The organism is Agarivorans sp. QJM3NY_29 (assembly GCF_050870835.2).
Taxonomy (GTDB): Bacteria; Pseudomonadota; Gammaproteobacteria; order Enterobacterales; family Celerinatantimonadaceae; genus Agarivorans.
In genome coordinates, this window is record NZ_CP194036.2 from 1,543,726 (window position 1) to 1,565,361 (window position 21,636).

The 21,636-nt window shown below is 44.6% G+C and carries 23 protein-coding genes; 21 read left to right on the forward strand and 2 right to left on the reverse strand.

Annotated features, from left to right (window positions below):
• Positions 1-551: 551 nt before the first annotated feature.
• A complete protein-coding gene (locus ACRRS0_RS07065) occupies positions 552-920 on the forward strand; it encodes a 2Fe-2S iron-sulfur cluster-binding protein (RefSeq protein ID WP_432453902.1) in 369 nt (122 codons plus the stop codon).
• 104 nt (positions 921-1,024) lie between these two features.
• On the opposite strand, the gene suhB is transcribed toward ACRRS0_RS07065, so the two are convergent.
• Positions 1,025-1,828: an inositol-1-monophosphatase gene (gene suhB, locus ACRRS0_RS07070; RefSeq protein ID WP_432453901.1), complete on the reverse strand. Its 804-nt coding sequence runs from the start codon at positions 1,826-1,828 to the stop codon at positions 1,025-1,027.
• 181 nt (positions 1,829-2,009) lie between these two features.
• On the opposite strand from suhB, the gene trmJ reads away from it, so the two are divergent.
• The 20 genes from trmJ (at position 2,010) to ACRRS0_RS07170 (ending at position 19,535) form a co-directional block, all read left to right on the forward strand.
• The gene (gene trmJ / locus ACRRS0_RS07075) at positions 2,010-2,744 is read left to right on the forward strand and encodes a tRNA (cytosine(32)/uridine(32)-2'-O)-methyltransferase TrmJ (protein WP_432453900.1); all 735 of its coding nucleotides are present in this window, start codon (positions 2,010-2,012) and stop codon (positions 2,742-2,744) included.
• Positions 2,745-2,833: 89 nt separating this feature from the next.
• A complete protein-coding gene (iscR, locus tag ACRRS0_RS07080) occupies positions 2,834-3,307 on the forward strand; it encodes a Fe-S cluster assembly transcriptional regulator IscR (RefSeq protein WP_432453899.1) in 474 nt (157 codons plus the stop codon).
• Between the two features lie 36 nt (positions 3,308-3,343).
• Positions 3,344-4,558, forward strand: coding sequence for an IscS subfamily cysteine desulfurase (locus ACRRS0_RS07085; RefSeq protein WP_432453898.1), 1,215 nt, complete (start codon positions 3,344-3,346; stop codon positions 4,556-4,558).
• Positions 4,559-4,589: 31 nt separating this feature from the next.
• Positions 4,590-4,973 (forward strand): Fe-S cluster assembly scaffold IscU, encoded by a 384-nt coding sequence (gene iscU, locus ACRRS0_RS07090; RefSeq protein ID WP_432453897.1) that lies wholly within the window; start codon positions 4,590-4,592, stop codon positions 4,971-4,973.
• A gap of 17 nt (positions 4,974-4,990) precedes the next feature.
• The gene (gene iscA / locus ACRRS0_RS07095) at positions 4,991-5,314 is read left to right on the forward strand and encodes an iron-sulfur cluster assembly protein IscA (RefSeq protein WP_432453896.1); all 324 of its coding nucleotides are present in this window, start codon (positions 4,991-4,993) and stop codon (positions 5,312-5,314) included.
• Positions 5,315-5,326: 12 nt separating this feature from the next.
• Positions 5,327-5,845 carry a co-chaperone HscB gene (gene hscB / locus ACRRS0_RS07100; protein WP_432453895.1) on the forward strand — a complete coding sequence of 173 codons (519 nt, stop codon included), beginning with the start codon at positions 5,327-5,329 and terminating at the stop codon, positions 5,843-5,845.
• 5 nt (positions 5,846-5,850) lie between these two features.
• Entirely contained in the window at positions 5,851-7,704 is a 1,854-nt protein-coding gene (hscA, locus tag ACRRS0_RS07105) for a Fe-S protein assembly chaperone HscA (protein WP_432453894.1), read from the forward strand.
• 1 nt (position 7,705) lies between these two features.
• Positions 7,706-8,044: an ISC system 2Fe-2S type ferredoxin gene (gene fdx, locus ACRRS0_RS07110; RefSeq protein ID WP_432453893.1), complete on the forward strand. Its 339-nt coding sequence runs from the start codon at positions 7,706-7,708 to the stop codon at positions 8,042-8,044.
• A gap of 10 nt (positions 8,045-8,054) precedes the next feature.
• Positions 8,055-8,255, forward strand: coding sequence for a Fe-S cluster assembly protein IscX (gene iscX, locus ACRRS0_RS07115; RefSeq protein ID WP_432453892.1), 201 nt, complete (start codon positions 8,055-8,057; stop codon positions 8,253-8,255).
• 211 nt (positions 8,256-8,466) lie between these two features.
• A complete protein-coding gene (gene pepB, locus ACRRS0_RS07120) occupies positions 8,467-9,756 on the forward strand; it encodes an aminopeptidase PepB (RefSeq protein ID WP_432453891.1) in 1,290 nt (429 codons plus the stop codon).
• 201 nt (positions 9,757-9,957) lie between these two features.
• Entirely contained in the window at positions 9,958-10,383 is a 426-nt protein-coding gene (gene ndk / locus ACRRS0_RS07125) for a nucleoside-diphosphate kinase (RefSeq protein WP_432453890.1), read from the forward strand.
• A 154-nt stretch (positions 10,384-10,537) separates the two neighbouring features.
• Positions 10,538-11,656, forward strand: coding sequence for a bifunctional tRNA (adenosine(37)-C2)-methyltransferase TrmG/ribosomal RNA large subunit methyltransferase RlmN (locus tag ACRRS0_RS07130; RefSeq protein WP_432453889.1), 1,119 nt, complete (start codon positions 10,538-10,540; stop codon positions 11,654-11,656).
• A 22-nt stretch (positions 11,657-11,678) separates the two neighbouring features.
• On the forward strand, positions 11,679-12,452 hold the full coding sequence (gene pilW / locus ACRRS0_RS07135; RefSeq protein WP_432453888.1) for a type IV pilus biogenesis/stability protein PilW: 774 nt from the start codon (positions 11,679-11,681) through the stop codon (positions 12,450-12,452).
• Entirely contained in the window at positions 12,442-13,428 is a 987-nt protein-coding gene (locus ACRRS0_RS07140) for a RodZ domain-containing protein (RefSeq protein WP_432453887.1), read from the forward strand. The genes pilW and ACRRS0_RS07140 overlap by 11 nt, the downstream gene beginning before the upstream one ends.
• Positions 13,429-13,450: 22 nt before the next feature.
• Positions 13,451-14,548 carry a flavodoxin-dependent (E)-4-hydroxy-3-methylbut-2-enyl-diphosphate synthase gene (gene ispG / locus ACRRS0_RS07145; RefSeq protein ID WP_432453886.1) on the forward strand — a complete coding sequence of 366 codons (1,098 nt, stop codon included), beginning with the start codon at positions 13,451-13,453 and terminating at the stop codon, positions 14,546-14,548.
• An 84-nt stretch (positions 14,549-14,632) separates the two neighbouring features.
• A complete protein-coding gene (hisS, locus tag ACRRS0_RS07150) occupies positions 14,633-15,910 on the forward strand; it encodes a histidine--tRNA ligase (RefSeq protein ID WP_432453885.1) in 1,278 nt (425 codons plus the stop codon).
• Positions 15,911-15,923: 13 nt separating this feature from the next.
• Positions 15,924-16,556, forward strand: coding sequence for a YfgM family protein (locus ACRRS0_RS07155; protein WP_432453884.1), 633 nt, complete (start codon positions 15,924-15,926; stop codon positions 16,554-16,556).
• Positions 16,549-17,739 (forward strand): outer membrane protein assembly factor BamB, encoded by a 1,191-nt coding sequence (gene bamB, locus ACRRS0_RS07160; protein ID WP_432453883.1) that lies wholly within the window; start codon positions 16,549-16,551, stop codon positions 17,737-17,739. Before ACRRS0_RS07155 ends, bamB begins: the two co-directional genes overlap by 8 nt.
• A gap of 83 nt (positions 17,740-17,822) precedes the next feature.
• Positions 17,823-19,292 (forward strand): ribosome biogenesis GTPase Der, encoded by a 1,470-nt coding sequence (gene der, locus ACRRS0_RS07165; protein WP_432453882.1) that lies wholly within the window; start codon positions 17,823-17,825, stop codon positions 19,290-19,292.
• A 12-nt stretch (positions 19,293-19,304) separates the two neighbouring features.
• Complete coding sequence (locus ACRRS0_RS07170) at positions 19,305-19,535, forward strand: zinc ribbon domain-containing protein (RefSeq protein WP_432453881.1); 231 nt, start codon at positions 19,305-19,307, stop codon at positions 19,533-19,535.
• Between the two features lie 54 nt (positions 19,536-19,589).
• Here ACRRS0_RS07170 and ACRRS0_RS07175 read toward each other — a convergent pair whose 3' ends face one another.
• Positions 19,590-21,431, reverse strand: a complete 1,842-nt coding sequence (locus tag ACRRS0_RS07175) for an alpha/beta fold hydrolase (RefSeq protein ID WP_432453880.1) — start codon at positions 21,429-21,431, stop codon at positions 19,590-19,592.
• Between the last annotated feature and the right edge of the window lie 205 nt (positions 21,432-21,636).

A 21,636-nucleotide genomic window follows, 5' to 3' on the forward strand; every position in this document is an offset into this window, starting at 1 on the left:
ACCTGCTTTAGCATTTATTACCGACATCGAGACTTTAATATTGCCAATTTATATTCATCTGGATTGTCGTTTTTAGAGCATTTTGTCTGTTTGAAGCTAATCCTCTTGCGAGTCCCACATTAAGCCTCAATCAATATCCTTTTGGTGGGGACCCGCATCCTATCGATGGCATTTTTATGATGTTGTTTTAAATACAAATTCTATATTTCTACGAAACACCACCTGAACTGTGCGCGAAATTCGCCACTGGCTTAGCATTTGCAATGAGCGAAGGGCTATTTGAGTACCTGGTTTATGTGTCTGAATGACTTGGCTGAGAACTGCTGGATAAGCGTTTTAGCTTAATCGCAATTGGAGCTGGATGTGGTCGTAAATGAGTGTCATCTAGTATGTCGATCGCGTGATGACGCGCTGCGTTCTATCTGGAAGGGAGTCTAATATTTTCACTCTCAGCCGGTAAGGGGCCGCTCATCACTGGTGACGATGGTCGCTTGGGGGCATCTAATTGGACTCAAATGAGCAGTCTTTTAATTACTTACAAGGAATGTTGTATGGCTACTGTGTATTTTTCTTCGCCAGTGATGCGTAAGAACAAGAAAGTAACGGCGGTTGCAGGTAAGCGTGATGCGTTGCTAGGTTTAGCGGAAGATCATGGGGTGAAAATTCCCCACGAATGTAAAGATGGGCGTTGTGGCTCATGTTTGGTGGAAGTGACCCATTTAGATGGTGATCATATTAAAGGTGCTATGTTGACAGATAAAGAACGGGAGGGGCTTAAGAGTATTGGTAAACTATCTGAAAAAGATGCTGAACGTGCATCTGTGAGCGATATGCCACCAAAGTATCGCTTAGCGTGTCAGGCGATAGTGACCGATGAAGATGTATTGGTGAAGTTCACCGGAGAACCAGGAGGAGCTTAGTGCTACTGATGCTGCTAAGCGATTTGGCAGTGGGTCGAACGGTTTGAAGGATATAAAAAAACCAGTTGTGATTAACAACTGGTTTTTATTGCTCGGATATGTGTTTAAGCTTTAATTGCATCAGTTAAATGAGGACGAATGCAAGCCAACATATGTTTGAGTACCTTGGGACTTGCACAAACGACATTACCGCTTTGGTAAAATTCAGTATTACCGACAAAGTCTGTCACTATTGCGCCAGCTTCACGAGCGATTAACTCTCCTGCGGCGATGTCCCAAGGTTTTAGGTTTAATTCGAAGAAACCATCGTGGCGGCCAGCAGCCACATAGGCAAGATCAAGCGCTGCCGAACCCGTGCGGCGAATATCGCTGCATTCGGCGAAAATTGCGGCGAACATCGGCAGATAACTTTCAATGTAGTGTTTGCGCTTAAACGGAAAGCCAGTAGCTATGAGGGTGTTTTCAAGATCTTTTGCTTTGTTTACCCGCAAGCGGTAGCCATTCAGTTGAGCACCTTTACCACGAGAGGCCGCGAATAACTCATTTCGCAAGGGATCATATACGACGCCGTGTTCGGTTTTACCGCGGACACGTAGTGCAATAGAAATGGAAAAGTGAGGAATTCCTTTGATAAAATTGGTGGTTCCATCCAGTGGGTCGATGACCCACTGGTATTCATCATCCTTGCCTGTACTTACGCCGCTTTCTTCCGCAATGATCGAATGATCAGGGAAAGCGTTACGTAGCGTGTCGATAATCGTTTTTTCGGCCGCTTTATCAACATTCGTAACGTAGTCGTTAGCACCTTTAGTTGTTGTTTCTATTTTGTCTAACTGTGCGTAAGCTTGAGTTACGACTTTGCCTGCGTTTCGCGCAGCGCGAATCGCAATATTTAGCATAGCATGCATGAATTACCACCAATTTGTAGAAAGAACATTAAATAACCGCCGGATTATAGAGAATCACTGAAACAAACTCAATCGATTATAGACCGTGTTGGTGAACTTTTTCCAACAGAGCCGCTACTGGCTGCTCACACAGAGGCTATGTTACAATCGGCGGCATCAAATTTAGGGTGAAGTAATCATAATGTTGGAAAATGTTCGAGTGGTTTTAGTAGGCACCAGCCATAGTGGTAATATTGGTTCTGCAGCTAGAGCTATGAAAACCATGGGGATCAGTCAGTTATATTTAGTGGCCCCGCAAGCCGAAATTGATGGTAAGTCGGTGGCCTTATCTGCTGGGGCTTCAGATGTTCTGGGCGGTACCACTATCGTTAATGAATTAGCGGATGCCGTTGCCGATTGCCAGTTAGTCATTGGCGCAAGTGCTCGTTCTCGGACTTTAGATTGGCCAATGGTCGATGGCCGAGAAGCCGGAGTTAAATTGGCAACAGAAGCACAGCAAGGTCAAGTGGCAATTGTATTTGGTCGAGAAAGTAGTGGCTTAAATAATACTGAGTTACAGCAGTGCCATTTTCATGTTTGTGTCCCAGCCAATCCCGAATACAGTTCTTTGAATTTGGCGATGGCAGTACAATTACTCAGTTATGAAGTAAGAATGGCTCATCTAGAATTACAAAACACCTATACTTCGAGCGATGTTGTCGTGGACTACCCGCATGCCGATGACTTAGAGCGATTTTATCAACATTTTGAGCAAAGTATCGCCGACAGTGGATTCATTATTAAACCTCATCCCGGCAAGGTTATGGAAAAAGTCCGTCGAATGTTTAATCGTATTCGCATGGAAAAACAAGAGCTTAATGTGATGCGTGGCATTTTGACTTCGTTCGATAAACATATCCCTAAGTCTGAAAAATAAACCTGAGTAATGCATAGGGTTTTATACTTGACTAAAACAGTAGGGTATGAAAAGATTGTGCGCAAGTTCACGCGATAAATAGGTTGATTATGCGCTTAACGTCTAAGGGACGATATGCTGTTACAGCGATGCTAGACGTTGCTCTGCATATGGAAGATGGTCCGGTTTCTTTGGCTGATATTTCTGAGAGGCAAGGGATTTCTTTGTCTTATTTGGAACAGCTTTTTTCAAAGTTACGCAAACAAGGTTTAGTGAGCAGCGTGCGGGGTCCTGGCGGTGGTTATCGTTTAGGGATGGATGCCGATGACATTGCTGTTGGGATGGTGATCCATGCCGTGGATGAGTCGATTGATGCGACTCGTTGTTTAGGCACTGCTGACTGTAAAGGGGGGAAACCCTGTTTAACCCACTCGCTTTGGAATGATCTGAGTGAGCGTATCGCCGATTTTCTGGATAACATCAGTTTAGGTGGATTAATGCGAGAACGGCAAATCGCCAATCTGGCGCTTAGTCAAGACCAATCCAAACATGTTGATACCAATACCATACAAATTAGTTTATGAGGCTTGGCTTGCGCCGAGTTGTAATGGAGAACTTTAATGAAATTGCCAATTTATCTTGATTATTCAGCAACCACTCCCGTCGATCCTCGAGTTGCTGAAAAGATGATGCAGTACCTAAGTGTCGATGGCGTATACGGTAATCCCGCATCTCGTTCCCATCGATTTGGTTGGCAGGCTGAAGAGGCTGTCGATATTGCGCGTAACCAAGTCGCCGAACTGGTGAATGCCGACCCTCGTGAGATTGTGTTTACCTCTGGTGCGACCGAATCAAATAACCTTGCCATTAAAGGTGCTGCACACTTCTATAGTAAAAAGGGCAAGCACGTTATTACCTGTAAAACAGAACATAAGGCTGTGCTAGATACATGTCGTCAGCTAGAGCGAGAAGGTTTTGAGCTTACTTATCTAGAACCAGAAAGTAATGGCATTATTGATTTGTCGAAGTTAAACGATGCGATGCGTGATGACACGGTATTAGTCAGCATCATGCATGTTAATAATGAAATCGGTGTTATTCAAGACATTCAGGCCATTGGTGAGTTGTGCCGTTCTCGTAAGATTTTATTCCATGTTGATGCGGCCCAAAGTGCGGGTAAAATTGACATTAATCTGCAAGCTTTACCAGTGGATATGATGTCTTTTTCGGCGCATAAGGTTTATGGACCAAAGGGCATTGGTGCCTTGTATGTTCAACGTAAACCACGGATCCGCTTAGAAGCACAAATGCATGGCGGTGGTCATGAACGTGGTATGCGCTCAGGCACCTTACCAACTCATCAAATAGTCGGTATGGGGGAAGCGTTTGCGATTGCCAAACGAGAAATGGCTAAAGATGAAGAACATCTTCATGCACTAAGAGACCGTTTCTGGGCTGGTATTAAAGATATCGAAGAAACCTACATCAACGGTGATTTTGAGCAGCGAGTGGTTGGTAACTTAAACGTGAGTTTTGCGTATGTAGAAGGCGAATCATTGATTATGGCCTTGAAAGATTTGGCGGTATCTTCAGGTTCAGCATGTACTTCAGCAAGCTTAGAGCCCTCTTATGTACTTCGAGCGCTAGGCCTTGATGATGAATTAGCCCACAGCTCGATTCGTTTTTCCTTTGGCCGTTTCACGACCGAAGAAGAAATAGATTATGCAGTGAAAGTAATTAATGAAGGAATTGGGCGTCTCCGCGATATGTCTCCACTTTGGGACATGTTTAAAGACGGAGTAGACCTGAGTCAGGTCGAGTGGGCACACCACTAAGCACAATCATTAACGGATTTGGAGAAATATCATGGCTTATAGTGAAAAGGTAATCGATCATTACGAAAACCCAAGAAATGTTGGTGCTTTCGAAGACAAAGAGGACAATCATATCGGTACGGGTATGGTTGGGGCACCTGCTTGTGGTGACGTGATGAAACTACAATTAAAAGTGAGTGATAGTGGTATTATTGAAGACGCGCGTTTCAAAACTTATGGCTGTGGTTCAGCGATTGCGTCAAGCTCATTGGTAACAGAGTGGGTAAAGGGCAAAAGTTTAGCTGAAGCAGAAACGCTGAAGAATACTGATATCGCAGAAGAGTTAGCCTTACCGCCAGTGAAAATCCACTGTTCTATTTTAGCGGAAGATGCTATCAAAGCGGCGATAGCCGATTATAAAAAGAAAAACGCTTAATCGATAAAGGAGCCAGTATGGCTGTATCATTAACCGAAGCTGCAGCAAGCCACGTGAGTCAGTTCTTGGGTAATCGAGGTGTCGGTAAAGGGGTGCGCTTAGGCGTGAAAACCTCAGGATGTTCAGGAATGGCTTACATTTTGGAGTTTGTTGACCAGTTAGCTGAAGACGACAAAGTTTTCCAAAGCCATGGCGTGAATGTGATTGTTGACGAAAAGAGCTTACTTTACATTGATGGCACTGAATTGGATTTTGTTAAAGAAGGCTTAAATGAAGGCTTTGTATTTAATAATCCCAATATATCCGGAGAATGTGGCTGCGGAGAGAGCTTTAGCGTTTAAATGGAATACGCTATGAATTATTTCGAAATGTTCTCTCTAAAGCCTTCAAATCAGCTAGACCTGCAAGGTTTAGCTGCTTGTTATAGAGAGCTACAACAGAAGTTTCATCCCGATAAGTTTGTGGTTGATGACGCTGAAGCGCAAGCCCTTGCAATGCAACGGGCGACTCAAATTAACGATGCTTATCAAACCTTAAAAGACCCTTTATTGCGGGCACAATATTTGTTGAGTTTGCAGGGCGTTGAAATAGCGGGTGAGCAACAAACCATTAATGACATTGAGTTTTTGATGAGTCAGATTGAACTGCGTGAGCAGTTAGCTGAAATTGAAACTGTCAGTGATCCCGAAAAAGCCATCGAAGATTTAAGTAAGTTACTGAAACAAAAGCGAAGTGACTTGAGCTTGAGCTTTGAAAAAGCCTACAATGAGCAGAATTTTGAGTTGGCGGCCGATCTGGTACGTAAACTTAAGTTTTTTGCACGTTTGCAACAACAGTTGCTACAACTCGAAGAAAAGATCCTAGATTATTAGTCACTATGGCATTACTACAAATTGCAGAGCCTGGGCAATCGGCTGTTCCTCATCAACATAAGTTAGCCGTAGGCATTGACTTAGGTACCACAAACTCATTAGTTGCAACTGTTCGCAGTGGTAAAGCGCTGACTTTAGCCGACCATGCCGGCGATATTTTATTACCTTCGGTAGTGCGGTATCTGACGAGTAGCGTTGAGGTGGGTAAGTTGGCAAAAGCTCAAGCCGTCACCGATCCGTATAACACCATTACTTCAGTTAAGCGTTTATTAGGTAAAAGTTTGGCAGAGGTAGAGCAACAAGCTTTACCTTATCACTTTGCCGAGTCTAGTTCTCCCCAGTTACAAACGGTGGCTGGTGTGGTTGATCCGGTGCAAGTCTCCGCGGAAATTTTGAAGTCGCTGGCGCAACGCGCACGAGAATCGCTGCAAGGCGAACCCGATGGGGTGGTGATTACGGTTCCAGCCTATTTTGATGATGCCCAGCGTCAGGGCACAAAAGACGCTGCACAGCTTGCCGGTTTACATGTTCTGCGCTTATTGAATGAACCCACCGCCGCCGCAATTGCTTATGGTTTGGATAGCGGTGATGAAGGCATTATTGCGATCTATGATTTAGGTGGCGGTACTTTTGATATTTCTATCTTACGTTTATCGCAAGGGGTATTTCAGGTCTTGGCGACTGGAGGCGATTCAGCGCTTGGCGGGGATGATTTTGATGATGCCTTAGTCGAATGGATCGCTAGCCAAGCTGGGATTACTCAGCTTAGATCGGCGCAGCTGCAACGTGAATTATCACGGATTGCCAATCAACTAAAAATAACTTTAAGTGATCAGTCGGAAGCAGAAGTTTGTTTGCAGATTGAAGGGCTCAACTGGCAGGGAATACTGCGCCGTGAGCAATTTGATGATCTAATTAGTGAGCTGGTGAAACGCACCATTCGCGCCTGTCGCCGTGCCTTACGTGACGCCGAGGTTGAGCTTGAGGAGGTCAGCAATGTGGTGATGGTTGGTGGTTCCACTCGAGTCCCTAAAGTACGGGGTGAGGTGGCTAATTTCTTTGGTAGAACACCCCTGACCAATATCGATCCCGATCAAGTCGTTGCCATTGGTGCTGCGATTCAGGCGGACACTTTGGTGGGCAATAAAAAAGATGACGAGTTATTGTTATTGGACGTAACGCCTTTATCTTTAGGGATAGAAACGATGGGGGGCTTAGTGGAGAAAGTTATTCCGCGTAATACCACCATTCCGGTTGCCCGAGCGCAGGAGTTTACTACCTTTAAAGATGGCCAAACTGCGATGGCAGTACATGTTGTGCAGGGCGAGCGTGAACTGGTTGATGATTGCCGTTCATTAGCTAAATTTAACTTAAAAGGGATCCCGCCTTTAGCCGCTGGTGCGGCACACATTCGGGTGACTTTTCAAGTGGATGCCGATGGCCTGTTATCCGTTACAGCGATGGAGAAATCGACCGGGGTTCAATCTTCGGTGGAGGTGAAACCATCTTATGGCTTGGAAGACGAACAAGTCGTTAAAATGCTCAAAGACTCTGTGAGTCATGCCAAACATGACTTATCGATGCGTATGCTACGAGAACAACAGGTGGAAGCGGCTCGTTTTATTGAAGACATGAGTGCCGCTTTAAGCGAAAGCGGCGAGCGCTTGTTGAATGATGATGAACGACAACAAATACAAGTAGCGATGCAGCACTTACAAGTCGTGGCCCAAAAAGAAGATGTTGCAAATATAGAACAGGCAATTAAACAGCTTGACAGTATTAGCCAAGATTTTGCTGCAAGACGTATGAATGATTCGATTAAACAGGCCTTAACTGGCCAGCAAGTAGACAGGATTTAGTATGCCTAAAGTAATTTTCTTGCCCAATCCGGACTTGTGTCCAGAAGGGGCGGTTGTAGAAGCCAAGTCAGGTGAAACGGTATTAGACGTTGCGCTGCGTGATGGTATTGATATTGAGCATGCTTGTGAGAAATCCTGCGCCTGTACTACCTGTCATGTAATTGTGCGTGAAGGTTTTGATTCTCTCGACGAAAGTGACGAGTTAGAAGATGACATGCTGGATAAGGCATGGGGTCTTGAGCCAGAATCTCGACTCGGTTGTCAGGCCGTTGTGGCCGATGAAGACCTTGTGGTTGAAATCCCTAAATACACCATTAATATGGTATCTGAACAACACTAAGGAGTCGCTTATGGGATTACGATGGATAGATACGCAAGATATTGCGATAGCGCTAGCCGAACGCTTTCCCGAGCAAGATCCGAAACAAGTGAGGTTCACCGATTTACATCAGTGGGTTTGTCAGCTAGAAGATTTTGCTGATGAGCCTCAACATAGCAACGAGCGTATATTGGAAGCGATCATTTTAGCTTGGATGGAAGAGCTAGATTAATACCTATTTGAGGTCAATCTCTGATCTGTTTGCGGGTTAAAATCGATAATAACGACCTTATAAATTTTGTAATTAGAACCAGCAATTACTTCAATTTCTGCTTTGTTACTCCCGATGTTCCGGAAGCTATGATTTGATCATTGTCTTGTCTAGTTTGCTATTTGTATCACCGCAATGGCTTGTTGTCAGATAAATAAATGAGGAAGTATAGATGACCACCGTGTTGGACGTTGTATTATGCGCGAAAGCCGCTCCTGCTCAATGGGGCAATAAAGCATTAATTAGTTTCACTGCAGATCAAGTTATCGTTCATGTCGTTTCAGAAGGCTCGACAAGGCTTCAAGATATTCAAAAAGCCGCGCGTCGCTTAGATGCCCAAGGTTTAAAACACTTGTCACTGATTGGTGACTCGTGGGATCTGGAAGCATGCTGGGCATTCTATCAAGGTTATTATAATGCTAAGCAGGACAGTCAATTAGGTGTCGCGGTGCTAAGTGAGCAAGCGCAACATCAGTTTGAAGCTTTAAAAGCAGCAGCTGATTGGACGCGTGCAGTGATTAACCTTGGCCCCGCTGATATTTATCCACAAAGTTTGTGTGATTCTGCGATTGCATTTTTAACTGAGTTGGCACCGAAGCATATTAGCTACCGGATCATTACCGGTGAAGACTTGCTGGAGCAAGGTTGGGTTGGAACTTACACTGTAGGCAAGGGCAGTTGTCAGGCTCCGGCAATGTTGCAGCTTGATTACAATCCAAGTGGCGATGACGATGAACCGGTCGCGGTTGCTTTGGTGGGGAAAGGTATCACCTTCGATTCCGGTGGTTACAGCATTAAGCCTTCCGATGGCATGTCGGTAATGAAGAGCGATATGGGAGGCGCTGCCACCGTAACTGGTGGCCTAGGGCTGGCTATTGCTCAGGGCTTGAATAAACGAGTCAAACTATTTTTGTGCTGTGCTGAAAACTTAGTGTCCAGTAAAGCTTATAAATTAGGCGATGTGATTAATTATAAAAATGGTGTGAGTGTTGAAGTCTTAAACACTGATGCCGAGGGACGTTTAGTTCTCGCGGATGGTTTAATTGCTGCAAGTGAAGTGAAGCCTGGTAAGATCATCGATGCCGCAACCCTTACTGGTGCTGCTAAAATGGCCTTAGGGCGTGATTATAATGCGGTATTTGGTTTTGATAAAAGCTTGGTTGAGCAAGCCTTAGTTGCGGCGAAGGCAGAAGCTGAAATGGCCTGGGCATTGCCACTTGAAGATTTTCATAAGCAACAAATAAGCTCATCTTTTGCTGATATCGCGAATGTTTCTTCTGGTGAAGGGATGGCTGGGGCTTCAACTGCGGCAGCTTTTCTCGCCTATTTCGTAAAGAATGCAGATCAGAATTGGCTACACTTTGATCTATCTGGTTGTTATCAGAAATCGGCTAATAGTTTGTGGGCGACTGGTGCTAAAGGCCATGGGATCCGTACTATTGCACGCTTGTTAACTGAGTAGAGCTAACTTATTATCATTGGAGTTGTTTAGCTTTCGAAGCGATTTGTTGCGATGACGTTTCATTTAAATGAGATTGACTCGAAGAACTGTAACTATCGACATTAATGATGAGCTAACGCTACATGAATAAGCGAAAGTTGATGACGAAAGATAAACAGCCTCTAGAGGTGCTATTAATAAATTTTGCAATGGAGCTGATAAATGGCCTTAGAACGGACTTTTTCTATACTTAAACCCGATGTGGTGGCGAAGAATGCGATTGGTGCAGTTTATGCGCGGATGGAAGCTGCAGGCTTGCGTTTAGTTGCTGCAAAAATGTTGCATTTGACTGAACAGCAAGCGGCTGGTTTTTATGCCGAACATGAGGGACGGCCTTTTTATCAACCACTCATTGATTTTATGACATCCGGACCCATCATGGTACAAGTACTAGAAGGAGAGAATGCAGTGCAGGGCTACCGTGAGTTATTGGGTGCGACCAATCCCGCTGAGGCTGCCGCGGGCACTTTACGTCACGATTTTGGGACAGGCATGCCACCAAACGGAACTCATGGTTCCGACTCACCTGAATCGGCGGCAAGAGAAATCGCCTATTTCTTTGATGATAACGAAATTTGTCCAAGATAAAACGAAAGAGGCTAAGGCCTCTTTTTTAATGGAATGTTACAGGGCGTTTTATCAATATGCCCCAAGCTTAAGGATTAGCGATATTCGCTGGTAATGTGCTGTCATTATTTGTACAATTCGGCGCTTTTTTAATGGTCTGTCGTGGAGTTAGGCGATGAGTGAGACAAAAACAAATTTACTTGATTTTAACCGAGAAGGGCTGCGTCGTTTTTTCGCTGAATTAGGGGAAAAACCATTTCGTGCCGATCAAGTAATGAAGTGGATCTATCACTTTGGTGTAGATAACTTCGACCAAATGAACAATATCAATAAAACTTTGCGTGAAAAACTAAACAAAGTTGCTGAGATAAAAGCGCCGGAAATTAGTACCGAACAGCGTAGCGCTGATGGCACTATTAAATGGGCGATGTTGGTGGCGGGGCAAGAAATTGAAACGGTCTATATTCCTGAGGGTGATAGAGCAACGCTGTGTGTATCTTCGCAAGTGGGTTGTGCTTTAGAATGTACTTTTTGCTCCACTGGACAGCAAGGTTTCAATCGTAATTTAAAAGTCTCTGATATTATTGGTCAAGTGTGGCGAGCAGCGCAAGTGATCGGACACAAAGGTGTTGAAGGGAAACGGCCAATTACTAATGTAGTGATGATGGGCATGGGCGAACCATTGTTAAATTTATCCAATCTAGTTCCCGCGCTGGAATTAATGCTAGATGATAACGGCTATGGCCTAAGTAAACGTCGGGTTACAGTGAGTACTTCTGGCGTGGTACCTGCCTTAGATAAGCTAGGTGATCAGCTTGATGTTGCGTTAGCCATTTCCTTGCATGCCCCTAACGATAAGCTCCGCAGTGAAATTATGCCGATCAATGATAAGTATAATATTGAAGCATTTCTGGCGAGTGTTAAGCGCTATATCGGTAAGTCAAATGCCAACCGTGGCAAGGTTACAGTGGAGTATGTTTTATTGAATCAAGTGAATGACTCAATGGAACAAGCGCATGAATTAGCGGCCTTATTGCGCGACACACCCTGTAAAATTAATTTAATTCCTTTTAACCCTTATCCGGGCTCACCGTTTACTAAACCGAGCAATAGTCGTGTCGATCGGTTTAGCAAAGTCTTGATGGAATATGGCTCTACCGTGGTCGTGCGAAAGACTCGCGGCGATGATATCGATGCTGCCTGTGGGCAATTGGCGGGTGATGTTGTCGACAGAACCAAAAGAAGCATGAGAAAACGGATGCAACAGCAAGAAATTTCAGTCACAATTCAATAACTAAGCTTATCGAAGGATGAATATGAAACGCTGGCTGTTTTTGCTAATACTAATGTTTTCGGTGACTGCTTGTGTTACTGAAACACGGGTAAATGGCCAAGAAGTTAACAATGACAATCGACAGCTAGATAAAGAAGCCGCGGCTAAAACTCGTATTAGTTTAGCGTTACGTTACTTGCAGGCGGGTGATGCCGAACAGGCTAAGAGAAATTTAGAGTTAGCTCAACAGCTCGCGCCTAATTCGGTTGATGTATATGTGGCTCAAGCCCACTTCTATCAGCAGGTTCGCCAACCGGAGCGGGCCATCAGTGCCTATAAAAAAGCGCGCTCAATTGCCCCAAATAATGGAGACGTATTAAATAATTACGGTGTGATGCTATGTAAGCAGCAAGACTACGTGGAAGCGGATAAACTGTTTAAAAAAGCACTCGCAAATCCTGAGTATGTGCAAGTGGCTGGCACCAATGAAAATGCCGGTTTGTGCGCATTAAGTGCGGGGCATATCGATGATGCCTTAGCGTATTTCTCGAATGCCTTAGCCTATAATATTCGTCGCCCAGCGTCCTTATTAGGGACGGTTGAGATTTACTTACAAAAAAATAAACCAGAGCAGGCGCGAATATATTTGCAACGGTATGATAGTATGGCTGAAACCACTGCCGAAAGTGCATTTGCTTGGGTTCGTCTCGAAAATGCCGCAGATAACTTTGCCGAAGAAGCGCGTTGGGGCCTTACCTTGCAACAACAATTTCCGAAATCAGAACAGACAAAACGATATATAGCTAATGACTACTAAAGCAGAATTAGAGCCTACCGAGCTTAGCGAGGATATTGAAGTGCTTAGCCCAGGCCAAATGTTACAGGAAGCGCGGGTTGTGGCCGAATTAAGCCAACAACAGGTGGCGGATCGTTTAAAATTACGGATTCAAGTGGTGATTGATATTGAAGCGGATAGCTTTGACAGCGGTCTATCCACAACGTTTATCAAAGGCTATTTACGCGGCTATGCCCGGCTGGTTAATTTATCTGAAGATCTTGTCTTATCTAGCTATCAGCATTTAAACGCTGCGCAAGAACAACGCACCGAAATGCAAAGTTTTTCTAAGCGAATTAAGCAGGAAACCCATGATAGCCGATTAATGAAGTTCACCTACTTAGTGGCGTTAGGGATTGTTGCACTGTTGGTCATTTGGTGGCTACAAGAAAAGCAACTCGATCCGGTGTTTGGCTCATTGAGTTCTGAAAGTGCCAGCGTCGTTGAGCCAGCTGAATCAAATCATGTCGCTATCGAGCCAAGTAGCGTTGATGCTGAGCGAACATCAGAGATCCCAGCACCATCGGAATCGCAAGCCGAAGAGAGCGGTGAGCCGTCAGGGGCTGATGCGTCAGTGACGGTTGTTAAGCAAGACACGTTAGTCTCGGAACCAAGCCCTAAACTTAGCGAGACCAATCAGCTCGCGGAAAAAGAGGATGTGGTGGTAGCGGCTAAGCCTAGCTCAGAGGCGCAAGTGCCGGCAGTGCCAGTCCCCCCGCTGAAGACTTTAGTCATGAATTTTGAAAATGAATGCTGGGTGGAAGTTCGGGACGCAAACGATAAACGTTTAGTTGCTGCGATTAAGAAACCGGGTGATAGCTTGAAACTTAGCGGTGTTGCACCTTACAGTATTGTTTTGGGGACGGCTGCTGGTGTGAACATTCACTATGGACAAGACAAAATAGACCTTTCTTCATTTAAGCGCGGTAAAGTCGTGCGTATGAATATCCCTCAATAATTAATAAAGACCTTCGAGTATTATGAACCAGCCAAGTCCAATAAAACGTCGTAAATCAACGCAGATTATGGTGGGCAATGTTCCGGTCGGTGGCGATGCCCCGATTTCGGTTCAGTCGATGACTAATACCCGCACCACTGATGTTGATGCAACGGTTGCTCAAATTAATCGTATTGCAGCGGTAGGTGCCGATATCGTGCGTGTTTCGGTACCAACTATGGAGGCTGCAGAAGCGTTTAAGTTGATTAAACAGCGAGTATCGGTCCCACTGGTTGCCGATATTCATTTTGATTATAGAATTGCCCTTAAAGTCGCTGAGTATGGGGTTGATTGTTTACGAATTAACCCCGGTAACATTGGTAACGAGCAGCGTATACGGGCGGTTGTCGATGTAGCTAAAGATCGTAAAATTCCGATCCGGATCGGTGTGAACGGCGGCTCCTTAGAAAAAGATATTCAAGAGAAATATGGTGAGCCAACACCAGAAGCATTGGTTGAATCGGCGATGCGCCATGTGGATATTCTCGACCGATTAAATTTCGATCAATTTAAGGTGAGTGTCAAAGCCTCCGATGTGTTTCTTGCGGTTGGCGCTTATCAAGGCTTAGCGTCTCGCATTGATCAGCCTTTGCATTTAGGGATCACCGAAGCTGGTGGTATGCGCAGTGGCTCTGTGAAGTCGGCCGTGGGCTTAGGTATGTTGTTGGCGCAAGGGATTGGCGATACGCTACGGGTCTCGTTGGCTGCCGATCCAGTTGAAGAGATTAAAGTTGGTTTTGATATTCTTAAATCGCTGCGGATCCGCTCTCGTGGTATTAACTTTATTGCCTGTCCTAGTTGTTCTCGTCAAGAATTTGATGTGATTGCTACGGTCAATGCATTAGAGCAACGCTTAGAAGATGTGGTTACGCCGATGGATGTATCAATTATTGGCTGTGTGGTGAATGGGCCCGGCGAAGCCCTTATTTCTGATCTTGGTATTACAGGTGGTCATAAAAAAAGTGGCTTCTATCAAGATGGGACTCGCCAAAAAGAGCGTTTTGACAATGATAATTTGGTGGATGCGCTCGAAGCAAAAATTCGGGCTCGGATCCCCGTCAAAGATATCAGCGGTCGCTAAACGGCAAACAAATTTACCTATTGAGCGAAAGCCCCTATAATCGAGGGCTTTTAGTAGTGATTACCTGTTTTATTCGAGATTAATGTGGCTAAACAAATACAAGCAATACGAGGCATGAATGACTGCTTGCCTAGCGACACACCCGCCTGGCAAAAAGTAGAGTCGGTGATTCGTGAGGTGGTGGCTGCTTATGGTTATAACGAAATTAGAATGCCAGTTGTTGAAAGTACTGAACTGTTCAAACGTTCCATCGGTGAAGTGACCGATATCGTTGAAAAGGAAATGTATACTTTTGACGATCGCAATGGTGATAGTTTAACACTGCGCCCAGAAGGCACAGCCTGTTGCGTCAGAGCCGGCAATCAAGCGGGTTTATTATATAACCAAGAACAGCGGCTGTGGTATATGGGGCCAATGTTCCGCCATGAACGCCCACAAAAAGGTCGTTATCGTCAGTTCCATCAAGCGGGTGTTGAAGCCTTTGGCATGGCTTCGGCGGATATCGATGCTGAAGTTATTTTACTTTCGGCTCGTTTTTGGAAGGCTTTTGGTCTAGAAAAGCATGTTAGTTTGCAGCTGAATAGTTTGGGCTCAAATGAAGCTCGTGCTAATTATCGCGATGCTTTAATTGCTTATTTGGAAGCGCATAAAGAAGTGCTTGATGAAGACGCAAAACGGCGTATGTACGATAACCCGCTCAGGGTATTGGACAGTAAAAATCCACAGGTACAAGCGGCCTTAGTCAATGCCCCAAGTTTGGCTGAGTATTTGGATCCTGAAAGCCAAGCTCATTTTCAACAGCTTTGTGCCTTGCTCGATAATGCAGGTATTGCTTATCAATTGAATCCACGTTTGGTCCGTGGCTTAGATTATTATAATCGCACCGTATTTGAATGGGTCACTGATAGCCTTGGTTCACAAGGAACTGTTTGTGCAGGGGGCCGTTACGACGGTCTGGTTGAACAATTAGGTGGTAAACCGACGCCCGCGGTGGGTTTTGCTATGGGCATAGAACGATTGGTATTGATGCTCGAAACCTTAGATCTATTAGGTGATTTACCATCGAGTGCTGATGTTTATGTGATCAATGCTGGAGAAGCAACGCTTGGTGCGGCATTTTCATTAGCTGAACAATTAAGAGATGCGTTACCCTCAGTGCGAGTCATGAGTCACTGCGGTGGTGGTAACTTTAAGAAACAGTTTAAGCGTGCAGATAAATCCGGGGCGAGAGTGGCGCTGATCATCGGTGATGATGAGTTGGCTAATCATCAGGTTACCGTGAAATATTTACGTCAAGATATTCAACAGCAGTGCATCGCTCAAGACGAGCTGGTAGCCTTGCTTAACACAGTATTAGCATAGTTAAGGAGATACCGTGGAAATATACTCCACTGAGGAACAGCAAGTTCAAGCCATCAAAGACTGGTGGAAGAAAAATGGTACATCAGTCATTGGTGGCTCCGTTCTAGGCTTAGCTGCCGTATTTGGTTGGCGCTACTACGGTGATTATCAAGTCGCGCAACAAGACGCAGCCTCTGATGCTTATCAACAAGTTGTTACTCAAGTGGCGAGTAATTCCGATGAGCTTAGCTCATTAGTGAGTTACGTAGCCGATGAAAAAGGAAATAACTACGCGGTGTTTGCGTCGTTATTATTAGCCAAAGAGTTGGTCGCAAAAGAAGATTTTGCGCAGGCCGAAGAGCAGCTTAAATTGGCTTTAGCGGGAGCTCCAGAAGAGTTAAAAGGGATGATTTATGCTCGGTTGGCGCGGGTGCAAGCTCAGCAACAGTCTTTCGATGATGCCCTTGCAAGTCTCGCCTTAATTAATGAGCCAGCCTTAAGCGCAACGGTTGAGTTAATTAAAGGGGATATCTATTTACAGAAAGGTGAACCTGAATTGGCGCGTCAAGCTTATCAAGCTGCAGTTGCGGCTGGTGCCAGTGAACAAGATCCTAGTGTCAACTTGAAATTGAATGATTTAACACAAGCCGAGGCTGCGAATGGCTAAAGCATGGCGCGGTGCTAGCTTGGCCTTGTTGTTACTTGGGTTGTCTGCATGTTCTTTGTTTAATTCTGAAGAAGATGTGGTGCAAATGTCACCAGTGCCTGAGTTTAGTAATCAGTTTAAGGTAACAAAGCAATGGGAAGTTCGAGTCGGTAGTGGTGTTGCAGAGTATTATTCTGCTTTATCGCCAGTGGTCGCCTACGACTCTGTTTTTGCAGCTGCACGCTACGGTGAAGTGCATGCCTTTGATCTTAATGGCAAGTCCCTATGGAAAATCGACTTATCTAAGCTGGAAAGTAATAATCAATTTTCTGGTAATACTCCTAACGCCCGTATTTCGGGAGGCTTAACGGCCGCTTATCAGCGGATTTATCTGGGGACCGAGAACGCCGACGTGGTGGCTTTAGATGCCCAGACTGGTGAGATAGTTTGGCAAGTTAAAGTTGCTGGTGAAGTATTAGCGAAGCCAGCCGTTGAGGATAGTATTGTGGTGGTGATGACCAGTAATGGTCATTTGATTGCATTGGATGCACACAGCGGTGAGCAAAAATGGGACACCAAGATAGATCAACCCGCTTTGTCATTGCGTAGTAAAGCCCCACCGCTGATCTCCAGTGGTGCGATTATCCTTGGCCGGAGTGATGGTAAAGTTGGTTTATATTTACTGGAAAACGGGCAGTTGATCTTTGACACGAAGTTGGCTCAACCAAAAGGTTCCACTGAAATCGACCGCATTGTTGATGTTGGTAGTAAGCCGATATTGATTGATTCGCAGCTCTATGCTGTGGCCTATAACGGTAATTTAGTTTCGGTGAACTTACGTAGTGGCGAAGAGCACTGGAAACGCAGTTACTCCGCTTATCAAAATATTGCCTCCGCTGGTTTAAGCTTGTTTGTTACGGATGCTAGCGATACGGTCTATAGTTTAGAACGTAATAATGGTGTTGAAAACTGGGCACAATCGGGTTTAGCGTACCGTATTGTTACCGCACCAGCGATAGACGGTGATCAAGTCTTAGTGGGTGATAGTGAAGGTTATTTATACTGGTTAAATCGTGAGACTGGTGAATTTATGAGTAAGCAGTTGTTAGATAGTAGCGGCTTATACGTCGCACCTGTGGTAACCTCCGATAAAATTATTGTTCAAACACGAAATGGTAAGCTAATTGCGCTAAATCGCAGTTAAATTGTTATAATTGTGTATAAAAGGCTCATGGTGAAATCATCATGAGCCTTTGTCATCTCATCTATTCTAAAAAAGAGGCCCTTATGCTTCCTGTTGTTGCCTTAGTGGGACGTCCTAACGTCGGCAAATCTACATTATTTAATCGCCTTACACGCAGTAGGGATGCACTGGTTGCCGATTTCCCAGGGTTGACTCGTGACCGTAAATACGGCCAAGCAAAAGTGGCTGAGCAAGAGTTCATCGTGATCGATACTGGTGGTATTGATGGGGATGAAGAAGGTATCGATGCGATGATGGCGCAGCAATCGTTGCAGGCCATCGAAGAAGCTGATGCGGTACTGTTTTTAGTGGATGCTCGGGCTGGAATGACAATCGCCGATGAAGCGATTGCTCACCATTTGCGTAGACAAGATAAAAAAGTATTTTTGGTCGCCAACAAAACTGACGGTATCGATGCAGATACGGCTTGTGGTGAATTTTATGCTTTAGCCTTGGGCGACGTGCATCATATTGCCGCGGCACATGGTCGTGGGGTTAATATCTTGCTGGAAGAAGCCTTGCGTCCTTTTGTGACCGAACAACATGCGCAACAAGCGCTAGAAGGTGAAGATACCGAACTCGATTTAGACAATGAATTGAGTGAAACTGAGCTCGATCAGTTAGCTCAGCAGTTTGCTGATATGCCTATTAAATTAGCGATTGTCGGCCGACCTAACGTCGGTAAGTCAACACTGACCAACCGAATTTTAGGTGAAGAGCGGGTCGTCGTTTACGATATGCCGGGCACTACGCGTGATAGCATCTATATCCCGATGCAACGTGAAGACCAAGATTATATTTTGATCGATACTGCTGGCGTGCGTAAGCGTGGCAAGGTGACCGAGACGGTTGAAAAATTTTCGGTGATTAAAACCTTGAAAGCCATTGAAGATGCCAATGTAGTGATGTTGGTCATTGACGCACAATCGGGGATTTCTGATCAAGATTTAAGTCTGCTAGGTTTTGTGCTTAATGCGGGGCGCGCGCTGGTTTTAGCGGTCAATAAATGGGATGGATTAGATAACGACCATAAGGAGCGAATTAAGAGTGAATTAGATCGCCGATTAGGGTTTATTGACTTTGCTCGAGTGCACTTCATTTCTGCATTGCATGGAACAGGCGTCGGCCACCTATATGAATCGGTACAAGAGGCTTATAGCAGCGCCACCAAACGTGTTTCAACTTCTTTACTGACTCGTATCATGCAGATGGCACAAGATGATCACCAACCTCCATTGGTTCGCGGTCGTCGAGTTAAGTTGCGTTATGCGCATGCGGGTGGATATAACCCACCAAGAATTGTGGTCCATGGTAATCAAGTGAACTCCTTACCTGATTCTTATAAACGTTACTTAATGAATTATTATCGTAAGGCGCTAGAGATTATGGGAACGCCGATCCGTGTAGAATTTAAGGAAGGCGAAAATCCATTTTCTGATAAAAAGTCAAAATTGACTTTGGCACAAGAGCGTCGCCGTAAAAAAATGCAAAGCGTGAGTAAATATAAAAAATAGCTGGAGTGAGTCATGAGTCATGAAATCGCTTGTCCTGAATGTGACGGTGAGTTAATCCCTGAACATGAACATTGGTTATGTGTTGCTTGCCATCACCGATATTTACAACGGGTCCATTGCGATAAATGTGATGCAGAATTGGAAATACTGAAAGCTTGCGGTGCGGTGGATTATTTCTGTAAGCACTGTAATGAACTAAAGTCCAAAAAGGCGATGATTCAGCGCTTTGAACGCTGTGAATAAACGAAAGGCGGTTTTTACCGCCTTTTTTATATCGTTAAATACCCGCTATGTTTGCTATGAGGTGCGTTTGGCGATGCTATGTAAAATATTTGACCATTGTTGGTAGATCATAAAATGCCCTTGTTTAGGGATGACTTTTAGTTGAGCATTTGGTACCGATGTTGCGAATCGTTCGGCGAGAACTAAAGGAATATGCCGATCAACTTCGCCATGCCATAAGCTTGTCGGAATTTGAATATCGGCAATATTAAAGCCCCAGTCTTTCATGACTCGTTGTACTTCATCAGAAAATGCGCTGCCACCCTGTATTTTGGCTTCTTTGAGGTAACGCGTAAATTTGTCTCGAAACTGCGGGCTATTAAATAACTCGACATCGGCTCCGTCCAAATCTTTGGCTAATACTTTAAACAGCTTATTCGGATCTTTGTGTAAACCTTTTTCTAAGATATTGGTAAATAGTCGGTGCATGCTGGGAAAGTCACGCGCCAATTTCATATGCATTCGGTATAGCTTGGCGGTGGCTTGATAGTCACTATCTAAAACTAGTGCATCACCAGAACTCACCATGGTGAGATGGCTAATTTTACTCGGTATTTTGGCGGCGCAACAGGCTGCGTATACTCCTCCGGTGGCATAGCCAAGTAACTCAACTTGATCAATATTTAGGTATTCGAGCAAGGCACAGAGATCTTCAGACCATTGCACAAAACTATAATTTGGATGGTAGTCGGAGCCGCCAAAACCAGGTCGATCGATGGTGATTAAACGCAGCCCGAGCTGCTTTGCTAAGTCTTGTTCATCGAAGAAGTTCTCTAAGCGACTGCCTAGAATGCTATGGCAGTAAATTACCGGTGTCCCTTTGTCGCTACCAAATTCTTGATAACATAAGCGGCGTTGATCTGGCAGGGTAAAAAACAAGGTTTGATTACTAGAGTTATGCTCGTCTAACGGGAGTAAAGCTCTACTATTTTGCGATAACATTCCCCAAGGTCCAGTAAGTACCAAGCTGGCTAACTCGCTTTGACTACTGACCCCTGTTTTTTTAAAAACCGATTTTAGCTGAGTTCGAACGGTGTTATAGCTGACGTAAATTTTGTCGGCAATATCGGATGGAGACATTCCTTGGGCAATGTAGTTTACAATCCGTGCTTCTTTTGGACTTAAGCTATAGCCTTCGGCAAAAGCGCGTAAATCTAGCTCAATATCCGGCCGTGAGGGCGAGATAAATACCACCACACTGGCATTGCGCTCCAAGGCAGGGTTTTGTAAATGATCGACAGGACTTAAGATCACCATCGTTTGAGCTGTACTTTGATTATCGATTTGGATCGGTAGCCCGCGACTACTTGACTCTCCTGGCCCCAAATTTGATAACTCTGTGACATATTGTTTCAGTAACGCTGTTGATTTGCTTTGCTGTGTGGTTAAGGTTCTGCCTTGTTGATAAAGCCCCTGCTTTAACTGAAGAGTCTCTTCGGCGAGTTCATTGGTTAATAATATTTCGTTTTGGGCATTGACTAAGATCACACCCACAGGAATGTGGTCTAACAGCGAATTTAATGAATGATTTTTTTCTTCCAGCTTATAGATGCGCTTGGCGATGTTTAACGCTTGGTTGAAGTGCTCTAGTAGCAACTGATTGCGTTCTGAATGATGGGTTTGTTCCATCAATAGGGTTGGAGAGACGGCGTTTAGCATTTGGCTTAATTTGGCTGATGAGTTGTCGTGCTCAGTTTCAACTTGAGTTCGTTGAATCTCAGGCATCATATACAGCTGTTCAAGCAGGTCTGGCCAATATTCGGGTTCTGCCGCTGCTCGGTAGATCATGCCGATTAACTGTTCCCGATTATCGACGAAGGTTAGCTCGAGTTCCTTGGTGCTATCCAGAGATTTCATATTTTTACTGCTAATTTACTTGTATTACAATTAATTGATTATATGCGATTGGCATACACTTTGCGTCTTCTTGGGTTTAGATGCTGAGTTTATTTATAGCAAAAATTTCGGCGTCTAGTTTAGCCCCTTTAATTTTAAGATAGTTTTACAAAAAAACACATCAAATTTAACGCTTCACTCATAAGTTGTGAAGCGTACGAAAGAT